This is a genomic window from Vibrio sp. D404a, assembly GCF_030248535.1.
Classification (GTDB): domain Bacteria; phylum Pseudomonadota; class Gammaproteobacteria; order Enterobacterales; family Vibrionaceae; genus Vibrio.
Genome location: NZ_JAHGAJ010000022.1, coordinates 140,133 through 155,399, shown reverse-complemented (window position 1 = coordinate 155,399; position 15,267 = coordinate 140,133). Strand labels below are relative to the sequence as shown.

At 44.8% G+C, this 15,267-nt stretch carries 12 protein-coding genes; 5 read left to right on the top strand and 7 right to left on the bottom strand.

What is annotated here, in order from left to right; all coding sequences use genetic code 11:
• The first annotated feature begins 242 nt into the window (after positions 1 to 242).
• The 3 genes from lpxL to KI655_RS14545 all read left to right on the top strand — a co-directional run bounded on the left by lpxL (position 243) and on the right by KI655_RS14545 (position 4,442).
• The gene (gene lpxL, locus KI655_RS14555) at positions 243 to 1,178 is read left to right on the top strand and encodes an LpxL/LpxP family Kdo(2)-lipid IV(A) lauroyl/palmitoleoyl acyltransferase (RefSeq protein ID WP_285406329.1); all 936 of its coding nucleotides are present in this window, start codon (positions 243 to 245) and stop codon (positions 1,176 to 1,178) included.
• 205 nt (positions 1,179 to 1,383) lie between these two features.
• The gene (locus KI655_RS14550) at positions 1,384 to 2,946 is read left to right on the top strand and encodes a PAS domain-containing methyl-accepting chemotaxis protein (protein ID WP_285406328.1); all 1,563 of its coding nucleotides are present in this window, start codon (positions 1,384 to 1,386) and stop codon (positions 2,944 to 2,946) included.
• Positions 2,947 to 3,317: 371 nt separating this feature from the next.
• The gene (locus KI655_RS14545) at positions 3,318 to 4,442 is read left to right on the top strand and encodes a conjugal transfer protein TraF (RefSeq protein ID WP_285406327.1); all 1,125 of its coding nucleotides are present in this window, start codon (positions 3,318 to 3,320) and stop codon (positions 4,440 to 4,442) included.
• A 110-nt stretch (positions 4,443 to 4,552) separates the two neighbouring features.
• On the opposite strand, the gene KI655_RS14540 is transcribed toward KI655_RS14545, so the two are convergent.
• Positions 4,553 to 5,515, bottom strand: coding sequence for a hypothetical protein (locus KI655_RS14540; RefSeq protein ID WP_285406324.1), 963 nt, complete (start codon positions 5,513 to 5,515; stop codon positions 4,553 to 4,555).
• Between the two features lie 151 nt (positions 5,516 to 5,666).
• On the opposite strand from KI655_RS14540, the gene KI655_RS14535 reads away from it, so the two are divergent.
• Positions 5,667 to 6,137: an Lrp/AsnC family transcriptional regulator gene (locus tag KI655_RS14535; protein ID WP_285406323.1), complete on the top strand. Its 471-nt coding sequence runs from the start codon at positions 5,667 to 5,669 to the stop codon at positions 6,135 to 6,137.
• 49 nt (positions 6,138 to 6,186) lie between these two features.
• Here KI655_RS14535 and tkt read toward each other — a convergent pair whose 3' ends face one another.
• Both tkt and tal read right to left on the bottom strand, forming a co-directional pair.
• Positions 6,187 to 8,178 carry a transketolase gene (tkt, locus tag KI655_RS14530; protein WP_285406321.1) on the bottom strand — a complete coding sequence of 664 codons (1,992 nt, stop codon included), beginning with the start codon at positions 8,176 to 8,178 and terminating at the stop codon, positions 6,187 to 6,189.
• Between the two features lie 79 nt (positions 8,179 to 8,257).
• Positions 8,258 to 9,208 (bottom strand): transaldolase, encoded by a 951-nt coding sequence (tal, locus tag KI655_RS14525; RefSeq protein WP_032552749.1) that lies wholly within the window; start codon positions 9,206 to 9,208, stop codon positions 8,258 to 8,260.
• A 459-nt stretch (positions 9,209 to 9,667) separates the two neighbouring features.
• Between tal and KI655_RS14520 the strand changes: the two genes are divergently transcribed.
• The gene (locus KI655_RS14520; RefSeq protein WP_285406296.1) at positions 9,668 to 10,675 is read left to right on the top strand and encodes a sugar-binding transcriptional regulator; all 1,008 of its coding nucleotides are present in this window, start codon (positions 9,668 to 9,670) and stop codon (positions 10,673 to 10,675) included.
• Positions 10,676 to 10,765: 90 nt separating this feature from the next.
• On the opposite strand, the gene KI655_RS14515 is transcribed toward KI655_RS14520, so the two are convergent.
• The 4 genes from KI655_RS14515 to KI655_RS14500 form a co-directional block, all read right to left on the bottom strand.
• A complete protein-coding gene (locus tag KI655_RS14515) occupies positions 10,766 to 13,063 on the bottom strand; it encodes a bifunctional diguanylate cyclase/phosphodiesterase (RefSeq protein WP_285406295.1) in 2,298 nt (765 codons plus the stop codon).
• Positions 13,064 to 13,281: 218 nt separating this feature from the next.
• Positions 13,282 to 14,127 carry a sulfurtransferase gene (locus KI655_RS14510; RefSeq protein WP_285406293.1) on the bottom strand — a complete coding sequence of 282 codons (846 nt, stop codon included), beginning with the start codon at positions 14,125 to 14,127 and terminating at the stop codon, positions 13,282 to 13,284.
• Between the two features lie 68 nt (positions 14,128 to 14,195).
• Complete coding sequence (locus KI655_RS14505; protein ID WP_285406290.1) at positions 14,196 to 14,519, bottom strand: hypothetical protein; 324 nt, start codon at positions 14,517 to 14,519, stop codon at positions 14,196 to 14,198.
• A gap of 192 nt (positions 14,520 to 14,711) precedes the next feature.
• Complete coding sequence (locus KI655_RS14500) at positions 14,712 to 15,263, bottom strand: hypothetical protein (protein WP_373417263.1); 552 nt, start codon at positions 15,261 to 15,263, stop codon at positions 14,712 to 14,714.
• Positions 15,264 to 15,267 lie beyond the last annotated feature (4 nt).

The following is a 15,267-nucleotide window of genomic DNA, read 5'->3' as shown; positions in this document are numbered from 1 at the left end:
TTAAGCTCCCATAATCCTCTCTAAAGTAAGTGCTCTAACGTTATTCTAGGGCACTTTAGTCTGAATGTTATGTTGTTAAATGTTTGATAAATAGTTAAAAAGTTCAATGAGACTGACTATTTTATTGGCTTTATTGATTAAAGTCCCAATACCAACCACTTTTTTGCATAGCTTTATTCAATCAATACATTTTTTTCATGTTAGATATGTATAATTGCGCCGCTTTTATTCTAGGAGGCGTAATGAAAGTTGTAGAACGTCCACAATTAACCTTGTCTTTGTTTTCACCTAAGTACTGGTGTGTTTGGTTTGGCTTTGGTTTTTTAGCACTATTAGTCAATATTCTTCCCTATCGGCTACTCGTCTTGTTAGGGGAGGGAATAGGACAACTTGCTAAGTCGATATTAGGTCGCCGTGCGAAAGTAGCACGACGTAACTTTGAACTGGCTTTTCCTGACTTGTCGGAGAAAGAGCTCGATAAGTTAGTCGCAAGAAACTTTGATTATGCTGGCATGGCTTTGATTGAGACTGGCATGGCGTGGTTTTGGCCAGACTGGCGTGTGAAGCGTCACATGCGCGTTATTGGCAAAGAACTTATTCTTGAACAAGAGGCCAATGGCAGAGGTGTGTTGGTCGCGTGTGGTCACTTCCTCAATCTTGAGATGACAGCACGTATCTTTAGCTTGTTTGCGCCGGGTTATGGTGTGTATCGTCCACACAGCAATGCGGCATATGAGTTTATTCAGCACCACGGTAGAACGCGTAAAGGTCATAAAATGATCGACCGTTCGGATCTCAAAGGCATGCTGAAGGTGCTTAAATCTGGCAATCGACTTTGGTACCTACCGGACCACGACTACGGTGCGAAAGCGTCAGTATTTGTTCCTTTCTTTGGCGTCGAGAAAGCTTCGACCACTGCGGGCACTGGCTTTTTGATTGATGCGACGAAATGTGCCGTGATGTCGGGCGTTAGTGTCAGAAAAGGTGGCGTTTACGAACTTGAGATCAGTGAAGATTTTAGCGAAAAGTTTCCACGCAAGCAGCCTGAAGTTGCGGCCCAAGTGATGAACCAAGAGATCGAACGTTTGATCCTAAAAGATATTAGCGCTTGGATGTGGTTACACAGAAGGTATAAAACCCTACCCGAGGATCACATTGGTCCTTGTCGTTATGCTTAATCAAACGACTTAGTGTATTCCTGTTCATAATTTTCTTTAAGCCTTGGATGTCAATCCGAGGCTTTGTTGTATTTGTGACCTATTGCGATAAGAAACGAACAAAGTACCGTCATTTGCGTAAAATGTGAGGTTCATATTTTGTCATAATTTCAATTATTGTATATATTCGCCTGCTAAAACTATAAATACCAATAAGCAACGAATAATGACTGCCAGCCTATCTTCTCAACGACGTGAAACACTCTTAAACGATACGGATCAACTTGTGTCGACCACTGACCTTAAAGGCGTGATTACTTACAGTAATGATGCGTTTTGTCGAATTGCCGAATACGAACAAGAAGAACTGTTGGGTCAAAACCACAACATTGTTCGTCATGATGACATGCCTAAAGCGGCTTTTGCTGATATGTGGGTTAATCTCCGAAAGGGCAAAGCTTGGCGCGGTATTGTAAAGAACAAGACCAAATCTGGTGGTTACTACTGGGTTGATGCTTATGTGACGCCTATTTATGACAATGGTGCTATCAGCGGCTATCAGTCAGTGCGTGTTAAGCCAAAAGCTCAATGGGTTCAGGTGGCAGACAAAGCGTATCAAGGACTGCTAAAAGCAGAGAAGAGTGGTCGCCAATGGTCGCTGAAAATCAGTGATAGTGTTCGTTACGCGATTCTTTTAGGTTCACTTTCTGCGCCAGTATTGTCCAATATGATGGATATGGGGCAGGCCGCGCAATGGCTATGTAGCTTATTGCCAGTCTCGGCGCTTGCACTATTGTTCAGACAAGAGCTTATCGACACGCCACGCGAGCTCAAAAAGCTTCAGTCTAAGTTTGATAGTGTCAGTCGTTTAGTTTATTCAGGTAACAGTCAGTTCTCTGTCGCCGATTTCCATTTGAAGCTATTGTCTGCGCGCATTCGCACTGTGTTGGGTCGAATGACAGACTCAGCGAAGCCAATTCAAGATCTAGCGGATAACTTGAGTGCAACCTCTTACCAAGTGACCGAAGCGCTGGACCAGCAAACCAAAGATATTCTTGAAGTCCGTGAGGCGACAGGCGAAGTGGAAGTGACTGCGAATGAAGTCTCTTCAACAACGCAAGAAGCGCATCAAATTGTCGATATCACCTTTAAGACGTGTGCGAGTGCGAAACAGAGCATCGAACAAACACACGACAACCTTGATAGCTTGACCCAACAAGCGGAAAAGGCGACTCAAACCACATACCAGTTAAGCGACCAAGCTCAGAACGTCAGCAAAATGATGGAAGAGATCGGTGGCATTGCTGAGCAAACTAACTTACTAGCATTGAACGCAGCGATCGAAGCGGCACGTGCAGGTGAACAAGGTCGTGGCTTTGCTGTAGTTGCCGATGAGGTTCGTGCTCTGTCTGGCCGTACTTCAAAAGCGACAGTACAGATCAAAGAAAGCATTGAAGCCATGCTTCACACTATAGAAGGGTGGCAACGTGACATCCTAGACAACCGTGAGCAGACCGCGAAGTGTGGTGAATCGGCGCAAGTGAGCTCTGAGCGATTGTCTGAGGTTGAGTCTCTGATGCAACAGATGAATCAACTGATGCAATCGGTAGAAAATGCTGCGAATCAACAGCGCCAATTGACCAGTGATGTGAATCTTCATATCCAGTCTATTGCTTCGACGGCAGAGCAAAACCTAGCAGCAACGCATTCAGTAAAAGAACACTCCAATGACCTTAAGAATCAGGTCGGAGAGTTCTATTTGCTAGCTCAGCGATTCGAAGAGAAGTAGATATTACTTATCTCAGCTATATAGACATTAAAGCCCCGCACTCGCGGGGCTTCTGTTTAGCTTCTTAGCCTATCTGGTTGATAGGCTATCAGTTTTCACATCTACATTATTTTTCAATGAGTTAGCTCGTTAGGCTCTTATAGAGATACTTTTCGCAGGTAGCGTCACTGATACGTTTGAGCACATGAGATATCAAAGCAACCACGATTAAGCCAAACAGCAAACGACCCCAAAAGATGGTGATTGAATCATCACCTATCAATAAGAATTTAATATAAAAATTCACATATTTTTGATTAAATAAGTTACCATTTTATTCGCACTGATGCTTATTGGTATCAATGCGTTAATAATATAAGGACAATATTAAAATGAAAAATATGGCAAAAACGTCATTAGCAGTGGCTCTATCGTTGGCAGCATTCTCTGCTAGTTCGGCTAATATAATCGCGGATGGCCGCGGTAATGGTATGGGTAACACGGGCGTAACGTCTGCAGACTTTCTCCTCGCTCCCTTCTATAACCCTGCGCTTGTGGCGGTTCATAGAGAAGAAGATGACTTTGGCTTGTTACTGCCTTCTATTGGAGCGACAGCCAAAGATACCGATGAGACAATATCATTAATCGAAGACTTACAAGATGCCATCGACAGAAACCCTGGTAGTGTCAATGATCCTGAAGTTGATCGTCTGTTGAATGAAATCAAAGGGAACTCTCCAGTAGCGGTAACTGCGGGGGCGGGCTTAGCTGTTGCTTTCCCAATCAACGCTCTTTCTGCCAACCTATTTACCCGTGGCTATGCTGAGGTAATCGCGGTGCCGGATGTCGATACTTCGGGCAGCACCACAGCCGATAATGTAGCAGCTTCAGAAGTTCACATGGTAGCGTTTGGCTATTCCGAATTTGGCTTAGCACTAGCGAAACGAGTTAATCTCTCTGGCTATGATGTTTCTTTTGGTATCACGCCAAAATACCAGAAGCTCATGACTTACCAAGAGACCGCAAACATCAATGATTTTGATCTAGAAGACTACGATCAAAGTGAAGTAAGCGAGACGGCATTCAATGTCGACTTAGGAGCGGTACTTATGCACAATAATTATCGTCTAGGCATCGCAATTAAAGATCTGTTGGCACAAGAGGTAAAAACCTATGATGGTGGTGATACCTATAATCTAGATACTCAAGTGACGCTTTCTGGCGCCTATGCAATGGAGTTGTTTACAGCGACTGTAGATTGGGATGTAACCAAACAAGAGCGATTTGCTAACTTAGCTGACGATACTCAGTTTTTGCGTTTTGGTGTTGAAGGCAATGCATGGGGTTGGGTGCAGCTTCGCGCAGGTTATGAGATTGACCTAGAAGATACACTAGACAGCTCAATGACAGCGGGTATCGGGATCAGTCCTGGAGATTTAGTAAGTCTTGATATTGCAGGAAGCTATGCTGGTGATAACCAGTTTGGTGTCGGTGGTAATCTAGCCTTTACCTTCTAGTTGTTATTGATAGTTCATAAAGCCCCGCACTCGCGGGGCTTTTGTTTAGTCTATTAGCCGGTTCGATTGCTAGGCTATCAGTTTTTACATCTACATTATTTTCCAATTAGTTAGCTCGTTAGGCTTTTATAGAGATACTTTTCGCAGGTAGCATCACTGATACGTTTGAGCGCATGAGATATCAATGCGACCACGATTAATCCAAACAACAAACGACCCCAAAAGATGGTGATGAAGTCGGCACCTATCAGCATGATAAGTATCGTGTCTTCAATCATGCTGTGAACCAAATTTAACAGCATGATAGCAGTGAAGATATCTCGAGCTGGAATATGTCCTTTGTTGGCTTCGTTGATCAATAGGCCACCTCCAAAAGAGATCCCGAGAGTCATGCCGACGATGGTCATGTTGGTTGCTTCTGGGCTAATACCAAGGATTTTTAGCACTGGACGCAGCGCAATGGCGATCAGTTTTTCGATACCTAACATCTTTAGCACTTTAAGCGTAAACAGTAGTACAGATATGATTATGAAAATCATGAATAGGCTTTCGACTTGGCTCCAAGTCCACTCAAGATAAGTCTGCTGGTTGTTTAAGTCTGGTGCCCATATCACCTGTGCCGTTTGTTCTAGTAGACCGCCCCATGTATAGGTTTGGTGAAGTATCCAAGCAAACAATAGACCACCACCGAGCCTCAATACCATGGTTGCCAAGACGCTCACGCCCGCTCGTTTAGCAACAGCAGCTTCAATCGGCAGTGAGTGTGCTATCAACATTAATGACCCTAGAATCGAAACCTGAGCAACGCTGAGCTCGGCATTGGTATTCATAAACACCAATAAACCAGCATAGATGTTGGTTAACAGGGTAGTCGCCCAAACGAGACCCATCTCATCCGGTAAACCAACAAAGCTCATCAGAGGGCTTAGCCATTCACTCAGTAGCGCAACACCGCCAAGCTCCTCAATGACCTTAATCACGATAATAATCGGTATCATTAGTTTGTAGAGCGTCCATGTGACATCAAAAATTTCTTGCCACAGCTCTGTGAAGAAATTTGAGAGCTTTCTCATTGCGTCATCCTTTTCATTACAATTGATAGAGAGAATGTTAAGGTATTTATAAGAAATATGATTAATGAAATTGGCTTGTTTATCAGGTTAGATTTCTTGTTTGATGAAAATGCTAATTAAAATTTCTTATTTTTTGCTTTTGAGGAAATAAATGGAACTAGACCGAATTGACAGACGTATCTTAGCTATTTTGCAGAAGAACAATCGTATCCCTAATGTCGATCTAGCAGAGGAAGTGGGGCTCTCTGCTCCGGCTTGTCTTAAAAGGGTCAAACGGCTTAGAGAAGAGAAGGTGATTGTCGGTGATGTCTCTTTGATCAACCCTGCATTGGCTGGCAATAAGGTGACCTTGATTGTCTCAGTAGAGATGGAGCGCGATAGGGGAGATATCTACAGTGTCTTTCGAAACTCTGTCGAGCAAGCGCCAGAGGTGACTCAGTGCTATCAAATAACCGGTGGCTACGATTTTCTGATTGTCTTGTCTGTGCCAGATATTCAAGCCTATGAACGCTTTATTGAACGAGTTCTTCATCAGGATAGGAACATTAGGAAGTTCCACACGTCGGTGTCGACCAAAACTGTTAAATTCAGCACGGAAGTGAATATTGAAGAGATACAATAAAAAATGCCCCGCTTTAGTAGCGGGGCATTTTAGTATCGAGACGCAGAGATTAAGCTAGAAGCTCTTTCGCTGTGTTTACTACGTTTTCTGTAGTGAAACCGAACATCTTGAATAGCTCACCTGCAGGTGCAGATTCGCCGAACGTTGTCATACCGATGATCTTGCCACCGAAGCCAACGTACTTGTACCAGAAGTCAGCGATGCCAGCTTCTACAGCGATACGAGCTGTTACGTCAGATGGAAGTACAGATTCGCGGTACTCAGCGTCTTGCTTGTCGAATGCATCAGTTGCAGGCATAGATACTACGCGTACCTTCTTACCTTCAGCAGTCAGTTCAGCCGCAGCGTTAACCGCTAGTTCAACTTCAGAACCTGTAGCGATTAGGATTAGCTCTGGCTTGCCTTCACAATCTTTCAGGATGTAACCACCCTTCGCGATGTTAGCTACTTGCTCTTCGCTACGCTCTTGCTGTGCAAGGTTTTGACGAGAGAAGATTAGAGACGTTGGACCGTCTTTGCGTTCGATAGCCAGTTTCCAAGCGACTGCAGACTCAACTTGGTCACATGGACGCCATGTGCTCATGTTTGGCGTTAGACGTAGAGAAGCCATTTGCTCAACTGGTTGGTGAGTTGGGCCATCTTCGCCAAGACCGATAGAGTCGTGGGTGTAAACTTGGATGTTCTGAACTTTCATCAGAGCAGCCATACGCATTGCGTTACGAGCGTATTCCATGAACATTAGGAATGTTGCACCGTATGGTACGAAACCACCGTGAAGCGCAATACCGTTCATGATCGCAGTCATACCGAATTCACGTACACCGTAGTGAATGTAGTTACCCGCTGGATCTTCAGCAGAAACAGACTTAGAACCAGACCACATAGTTAGGTTAGAAGGTGCAAGGTCAGCAGAGCCGCCTAGGAATTCAGGTAGCATAGCACCGAATGCTTCTAGTGCGTTTTGAGACGCTTTACGTGATGCGATGTTCGCTGGGTTAGCTTGAAGATCAGCAATGATTTGGTTCGCTTTCTCTTCCCACTGTGCAGGTAGTTCGCCGTTTACTCGTCTCTTAAACTCAGCCGCCAACTCGGGGTGTGCTGCTTCATAAGCAGAAAGTTTCTCGTTCCACGCTGCTTCCTTAGCTGCGCCTGCTTCTTTCGCATCCCACTCTGCGTAGACTTCCGACGGAATTTCAAAAGGACCGTGCTCCCAACCAAGTTGTTTACGTGTCGCTGCAATTTCTTCAGCGCCTAGTGGTGCACCGTGACAGTCGTGTGAACCAGATTTGTTTGGAGAACCAAAACCGATGATAGTCTTAGTACAGATTAGAGTAGGGCGTGGGTCAGCTTTCGCTGCAACGATAGCTGCGTTGATAGCTTCTGCATCGTGGCCATCTACTGCTGGGATTACGTGCCAGCCGTACGCTTCAAAACGCTTAGGCGTGTCGTCAGAGAACCAACCTTCAACTTCACCATCGATAGAGATGCCGTTGTCATCCCAGAAAGCGATAAGCTTACCAAGACCTAGCGTACCAGCTAGAGAACATGCTTCGTGAGAGATACCTTCCATCAGACAGCCGTCACCCATGAATGCATAAGTGAAGTGGTCAACGATGTCGTGGCCTTCTTTGTTGAATTGTGCTGCTAGAGTTTTCTCAGCAAGCGCCATACCAACAGCGTTCGTGATACCTTGACCTAGTGGGCCAGTTGTTGTTTCGATACCCGGTGCGTAACCGTACTCAGGGTGACCTGGAGTCTTAGAGTGCAGTTGACGGAAGTTCTTAAGATCTTCGATTGATAGCTCGTAGCCTGCTAGGTGAAGCAGAGAGTAAATCAGCATAGAGCCGTGGCCGTTTGAAAGAACAAAACGGTCGCGGTCAGCCCACTCTGGGTTTGACGGGTTGTGGTTTAGGTGATCACGCCAAAGAACTTCAGCGATGTCAGCCATACCCATAGGTGCGCCTGGGTGGCCAGAGTTTGCTTGTTGTACGCCGTCCATGCTTAGAGCACGAATAGCATTAGCTAAATGTTTACGATCCATAATAACTACCAGTGTTTAAATATTGGAATTGGAAATTGAAAGGGGAACGCAAACGTTCCCCTTTTTTAATTCTGTGTGATTACAGCTTAGCTGCGATCATGTCTTCTAGTTTGCCTTGGTCAACTGCGAAGTTGCGGATACCTTCTGCAACTTTCTCAACTGCCATTGCGTCTAGGTTGTGCTCCCATAGGAACTCAGCGTGAGTCATTGGAGCAGGGCGCTCTTTAGAGCCTTTAGAGTCAACTAGCTTTTCTACCACTTCACCTTCAGCTGCTTCTAGTTCAGCTAGAAGAGCAGGAGCGATAGTTAGGCGGTCACAACCAGCAAGTTCTAGGATCTCGCCGATGTTACGGAAGCTTGCGCCCATAACTACAGTGTTGTAGCCGTGCTCTTTGTAGTAGTTGTAGATGTCAGTTACTGAGATTACGCCTGGATCTTCAGAAGCTTCGAAGTCACGACCTTCTTTCGCTTTGTACCAGTCCATGATACGACCAACGAATGGAGAGATTAGGAATACGCCAGCTTCAGCACATGCACGAGCTTGTGCGAAAGAGAATAGAAGCGTTAGGTTACAGTTGATGCCTTCTTTCTCTAGGATTTCAGCAGCGCGGATACCTTCCCAAGTTGAAGCTAGTTTGATTAGGATGCGATCGTTAGTGATGCCTGCGTCGTTGTACATTTTTACAAGCTGACGAGCTTTAGCAACGCTGCCTTCTGTGTCGTAAGAAAGACGAGCATCTACTTCAGTAGAGATACGGCCAGGGATTGTTTTTAGGATTTCTTTACCGATGTTTACTGCAAGCATGTCACAAGTGTCTTGAACTTGTTGAGCTTTATCAGCGCTTTGCGCTTTAGCGTATTCGATTGAAGCATCGATAAGTGGCGCATACTCTTCGATTTGAGCCGCTTTAAGAATCAGAGAAGGGTTAGTTGTTGCGTCTTCTGGCTGGTACTTTTTGATTGCATCAATTTCACCAGTGTCTGCTACTACTGTCGTTAGTTTACGAAGTTGCTCTAATTTGTTGCTCATTTTTGATCATCCTATCTATCGCATTACATCTCGTGTGAAGAGAGATGTGGGCATTTGCAAGCTAGCTAATAAACTTCTCATCCCCAAATCATTGGTTCAGTTGTTCATTAATTTTAAAATTTCGAGCTGACGAACATTTGCTTCGAACATATGTTCGTTGGCTGAGTAAATGATGTAGCCATATTTATCCTATCTGACGGCAAAGTCAATGGTGAATAGTGCAGTAAAGTGACTTTAATCAAATATAATTTACTCCAGTAAACACGGGCTCTGAAAGCAAACGTTTAATGGTTGCGTATTAACCAGTTCCATTACACTTTAGTGACAAGGTATGGTGTGAGCATTTGTTTTGTATCATTACATATGTTCATGGTGTAAACTTATGCGACAGTTGCTTTGCTATCGGGCAATTGCTGCTTATTTAGGTGAATAAATTGTTAAATACTTGTTGGGTGCTATATGAGTAAGAATATTCAAGATGTGTCGGAAGAAAATACTGATCTTCTCACAGAAGTGGCGGTTGCCTACTATCAAGACGGTGCGACGCAAGAAGAGATATCGAAAAAGTTCTCAATCTCTCGTGCAAAGGTTGGTCGAATGCTCAAGCAAGCGAGAGACGAAGGTATTGTAGAGATAACGGTCAAGTACCACCCCGTGTTTAGTGCCAAAATTGAACAACGCCTGATTGAACGCTTTGGCGTTAAGCGTGCACTGGTCGCGCTAGATCAACCTAATGAAGAGCAGCAGCGCCAACAAGTAGCCGGCCTCGTTTCAAACTATCTTACCAGCACGCTTAAAAACGGAATGGTCGTCACCGTTGGGCAGGGACGGAACGTGTCCTCGGTAGCGCACCATACAGGTGTAATCACACCGCGCGATTGTAAGTTCGTTTGTGGTATCGGTGGTATTCACCCTCGTGGTGGTATGTTTAATGCTGACCACATCTGTCGTCAATTGGCGAAAAAGTATGGCGGCACATCTGAAACCTTGTACGCGCCTGCGTATGCCGAAAACAAAGCGCAAAAAACCGCTTTCATGGAAAACAGTACCGTTAAGCAGACCCTAGACTTAGCGCGAAAAGCGGATGTCGCCTTAGTGGGTATCGGTGATATGAGCGAAAACAGTTATATGGTTGACCTCGGTTGGTTTACCGCAGGCGAGGTGGTTCAATCTCGTTTACTACAAGGGGTAGTCGGTGACTTCGCCGGTTACGACTTTTTTGATGTGCATGGTAAAGCCGCCAACACTGTCATGAGCGACCGAGTGATAGGTTTAGGGTTAGAAGAGTTCCGCCCGATTGCAGAGGTGATTGCCATTGCTGCAGAGAACAGTAAACCGCTTGCGCTACTCGGTGCACTTCGTACTGGTGTCGTCGATGTGATTGCGACCAGTGTAAGCAACGCATTGACCGTTCTTAACTTGGATGAGCAGATGAAATATGCCGAAAAAGGTGAGAGCGCCAAATAACTGATTCGCCAATGAGTTTAGCTAACTGGCAACATTCGGTTGGATTAGCCGGGAAATGAGATAAAAAATGGAAGCACACGCTTCCATTTTTTATGCTTCACACTCTTCTTCAACTGAAGGTGTGTAGTGCTTTAGGTATTGGCTGAGTTCCTCATACGGTATTGGACGAGAGAAGTAATAGCCCTGCATTAAGTCACAGTGACAAGCTTTCAAAACATCAAAGTGCTCTTTCGTCTCGACACCTTCCGCGAGTACCACCATGCCAAAGTTTTTACCAATGGCAATGATGTTCTGAACCATGGTCAGCGACTGAACATCACAGTTGATGTTCTCGATAAAGCTTTTGTCTATCTTTAACTCATAAATAGGTAGAGCTTTCAGCATGCTCAAAGATGAGTAACCCGTACCAAAGTCATCCAACGAGATCTTGATTCCTCTATCATTGAGAGATTCAAAGATAGGGCGAACCTGCTGAACATCTTCAATAAATAGGTTTTCGGTGATCTCCAATGTTAGATAATCACTTGGGAACTGGTATTTTTCCAATGTTGCCAATAAGTGGTCAGTAAACGACGCATGCATGAACTGGCGAACCGAAATGTTGATTGATAGTCCCAGCTTAAACATCTCGATGCGATGCAAGTGAGCAATCTGCTGAACGCTAGACTCAATGATGAATGCGCCGAGCCTAGGCATTAAACCTGTCTTCTCGGCAATAGGTATAAATATGTCAGGTGGCACAAACCCAAGCTCGTCATCAATCCAACGCACCAGTGCTTCGACACCGTGAATGCTACCATCAGCGCGCAACAGTGGTTGAAACACCATAAACAGCGTTTGCTTTTCTACGGCAACTCTCAGCTTTTGTTCCACCTTCATCTTATAAAGGTGCTTTTCCTGCATTTCAGCGGTAAACATGCTGTAGGAGCTCTGCTGCTGTTTGGCTTTGTACATTGAGATATCAGCTGAACGCAGAAGACTATCCAGATCTTTACCGTGGTGCGGAAACTGTGCAATGCCGATACTGCAGCTTAGTAGGAACTGTGCTTCGTCTACGTCGTAAGGCTTCGACAGCACCTCAATGATTCGCTCGGCCAAGCGGTGTAACTCGCTTTCATTAGTGAGTGGTGTTAAAAACAAGAACTCGTCACTTGAATCTCTGATTACCAAGCTAAGGCGTGATTGGAAGCGACTTAGGCGCAGCGCGATCTGTTTTAAGATCTTATCACCGAAGTCATGACCATGGGTGTCGTTGACGCTCTTAAAGTTATCGATATCGATAAACAGTAAAGTAAACGGATGCTTCTCGTCATCAAGCCATTTGCTGATGTTTTGGCGCATATAGAAGCGATTCGGTAACGAGGTCAGCGGATCGTGGTTTGCTTGGTAGATAAGCTGCGTGCGGGTACGAAGCTCGCTCTTCGAAATAGACTTAACCAGAGCGTAGAAGCCTGCGTGCAGCAATAGGAACACAGCAATATAAATGCTGAATTCTTTCCAAAATACTTGGTCAACGTAGGGAAGGTCGGTGCTCGCGATCACCCACAACTTGTAGTCTTTAAGATAAGTTGTCGTGACGATGCAGTTTTGTCCTGAGTCATCGATGATCGCTGAGTAGATCTTTTCGCTGTTTTTCGCATCTTGAATATCGATTTTATAGGTCTGTGCAAAACTATCCGCGATGCGTTGAACCATATCCCTATCAACGGGCGTCGAATACGCTCTCAGCGAAACCACATCCTTTGAATAGAATTGTCGATAAAGATCGTCGCGCAGTAGGCTCAAGCTATTGTATTCAGCCGTGTTTACGTTTTTCTTAAACAGAATCGTACTATTGAGTTTTAATCCGGCGGTCATCACGGCTGCCACATCTTTACCGTTAGTAGAAATTGATTTTCTAATCGGGATGATCAAGGTGCCCAATGAATCCTGGAAGTAGGTTCTGCCCAACACCATTTTTTGGCTTTCAATCGCTTCTAAAAACGAATCACGAGTGTAATCGTAGTCGAGAAGGTTACGCTGTTCGCCCAACATCAAGTTCGAGCTAACAGCAAGGTACTCGCCTTGAGGGTTGAGTAAGCCAAAGGCGGCGATAGCGGGGTGGGTGTCGAGCAGCTTGTCTAGAATAGGACGAATTTGAATAGCCGCAGTTCGAGTAAAATCCGACTGCTGAATCATTTGGTGACCGACAACTTCAAGTAGCGCTTCTTGGCTAGTTAGCAGGGAATCGACAGAGTTAGAGAACAACTCCAACTGCATATGTTGCTGGCGCGTGAAGTCATCACGATTGGTTTGCCATTTGATAAGGCCAAACGCAGAAAAAAGTATCGCAGTCAGCAGTACGATCAATACGTACAACGTCCAGATATTTTTTTTGAATACAGCCATACAACGCCCTTGGGTCTAGATAACATTCATGTAACGGCTGATTTTGAGAAACCTTGAATCGAAAAGATATAAGTACGCCGTTTTTTTGGTGTTGTATAGTAACAAACTGCATAGCAACTCAGTATCTTTTCGATCAAAATTATTTGTTATGCGTCCCCGTCATTTATGGTTCATATCCATTAGTGTGATATTCCTGCCGATTATGCCTTTCGATCATGCTATGCCTGCGTCACTTCTATTGGCAGAGATTCATTCGCTCCCCATTCGGTCCAGGAACCATCGTAAACACTCATTGGGTTGGTAAAGCCTGCCAGTCTCGCTGCTAGCAAGATAATACAAGCAGTTACACCTGAACCACAGCTAAAGATCATTGGTAAACCTTGCTCCAGGCTTACGGTGTTGAAGATGGCTTTCAGCTCTTCAGCAGGCTTAATACGACCGTTGTCCATGACCTGAGCAAATGGCAAACACACCGAATTTGGAATGTGTCCGCTTCTTAGACCTGGGCGAGGCTCTGGTACTTTAGAATCAAAACGAGCTTGAGAACGCGCATCAAGAATATTGGCTTGTTGAGATGAGGAGCTCTCGTTAACGCGGTTTGCATCAATGAAATGCTCGCTTTCCAGCTTGCCCTCAAAGTTACCCAATACTTCAACCGATTTGTACTCCGACACCGTCTCAAAGCCACTTTCTACCCATGCTGGTAAACCACCATCCAGAATCAGAGTGTTGGTGTGTCCCATTGCGTGGAACATCCACCAAGCGCGTGGTGAAGAGAAAGTACCCGCATTGTCATAGACAACGACTGTGCTTGTTTTGTTAATTCCGAGCGCTTGAGCACGTTGATTAAAGTGCTTTTCAGTTGGGAACATATGTGGAAGTAAAGTGTGCTTATGACAAAAGTCTTTGTCGTAGTCGAATTTAACCGAACCAGGAATAAATTGGTCGGTGATTTTTGGCGATTCACCTGGGATTTGAAATTCGATACTGGCATCTAGAAGGATAATATCTTGTTGTAGCAGTAGTTCGTTCAACTGAGCGGGTGTAATAAGAGGTTGAGTCATGGGGCTCCACTTCCTGTGTTATTTTTGTTGTTTGAATTGAAATATCTAAAGCTGTTGTCACTGACGAGCTATTGGGTGTTATCTGCTGCGATACAGCGTTGATATTTATAGCTGTAATGCTCAGATGTTTGATTCAATAATGCATCAACAATGACGATGGAATCAATGGGGCAATCAAGAGAGGCAGGGACAGAAAGTCTAAAGGTTGGCTCATCATCAAGTTTTACTGTTAGGTAGCGTCGGTGACCATCAAGAGATTGAGTTAAGGTATTGCTCAGCACTACGCCACGCTTTTCGACGGGCGATGAGTCCGGCGTTGTTATTTGAATTAACGTAATAAGGACGATGACGCCAATGCCAAGGATGAGAAATGCAGACTTTATCTGTTTCATAGAGATAGTAATTTATATACCCATGTTTGAAGATTATCTAATCTAAAAGATACGTCAGTTAACACCGATTGCGAATAGAGTGAGAAAAGTTCGTGAGGCAATTAACAACAAAAAGCGAGCTCTAATGAACTCGCTTTATCGGTGGTTTACCTAATGAGTGTTAGGCTCAAATCAAACCACCTAAGGTTTCCATTACCATGTTACTTGCAAGGTATCCGAAGAGATGACTTGCTGTAGAGGTTCTTGGCCGTCATAGAACCAGATTTCGATAAGTAGGTTCTCCTCACTGATAGGCGCAGTAAACGAAGAACTGAACTGTCCGTTGGTCAGTGAACCCGCTAATAGTCGACTTGAATAGTCTGGCTTTAGGCTGGAATCACTGCGTTCAGAGTAACGGCTATATACTGAGACAAATGAACGACTTGTTGAGATATGGCTGATATCAATATCAAGGTCATGCTGGTCCACAGGGTTATAATCAAAGCCATCGGGTACGGTTAAGTCTGACATGGTACTCGCCACTGCTGGAGCGGGTGCCGCAGTTGAACCACCACCTCCGCCACCGCCTCCACAACCGAAGAGTAGTGTGGTACTGGCGAGTAGGGTAATCAGTGAAGCTTGTTTAACCATGGCTCTGCTTCCTTGTGTTAGAGGGCTGCGCTGTGTAAGAAGACCCTGCTGTGCCGATGACTCTAGGTTTTGGTTGTTCGTTTGTGTCTTTGAGGTTTTTATTTGCGTATTCATCATG

Coding starts and splice junctions, on each gene's coding strand:
- lpxL (WP_285406329.1), top strand. CDS start 243: ATGAAAGTTGTAGAACGTCCACAATTAACCTTGTCTTTGTTTTCACCT.
- KI655_RS14550 (WP_285406328.1), top strand. CDS start 1,384: ATGACTGCCAGCCTATCTTCTCAACGACGTGAAACACTCTTAAACGAT.
- KI655_RS14545 (WP_285406327.1), top strand. CDS start 3,318: ATGAAAAATATGGCAAAAACGTCATTAGCAGTGGCTCTATCGTTGGCA.
- KI655_RS14540 (WP_285406324.1), bottom strand. CDS start 5,515: ATGAGAAAGCTCTCAAATTTCTTCACAGAGCTGTGGCAAGAAATTTTT.
- KI655_RS14535 (WP_285406323.1), top strand. CDS start 5,667: ATGGAACTAGACCGAATTGACAGACGTATCTTAGCTATTTTGCAGAAG.
- tkt (WP_285406321.1), bottom strand. CDS start 8,178: ATGGATCGTAAACATTTAGCTAATGCTATTCGTGCTCTAAGCATGGAC.
- tal (WP_032552749.1), bottom strand. CDS start 9,208: ATGAGCAACAAATTAGAGCAACTTCGTAAACTAACGACAGTAGTAGCA.
- KI655_RS14520 (WP_285406296.1), top strand. CDS start 9,668: ATGAGTAAGAATATTCAAGATGTGTCGGAAGAAAATACTGATCTTCTC.
- KI655_RS14515 (WP_285406295.1), bottom strand. CDS start 13,063: ATGGCTGTATTCAAAAAAAATATCTGGACGTTGTACGTATTGATCGTA.
- KI655_RS14510 (WP_285406293.1), bottom strand. CDS start 14,127: ATGACTCAACCTCTTATTACACCCGCTCAGTTGAACGAACTACTGCTA.
- KI655_RS14505 (WP_285406290.1), bottom strand. CDS start 14,519: ATGAAACAGATAAAGTCTGCATTTCTCATCCTTGGCATTGGCGTCATC.
- KI655_RS14500 (WP_373417263.1), bottom strand. CDS start 15,263: ATGAATACGCAAATAAAAACCTCAAAGACACAAACGAACAACCAAAAC.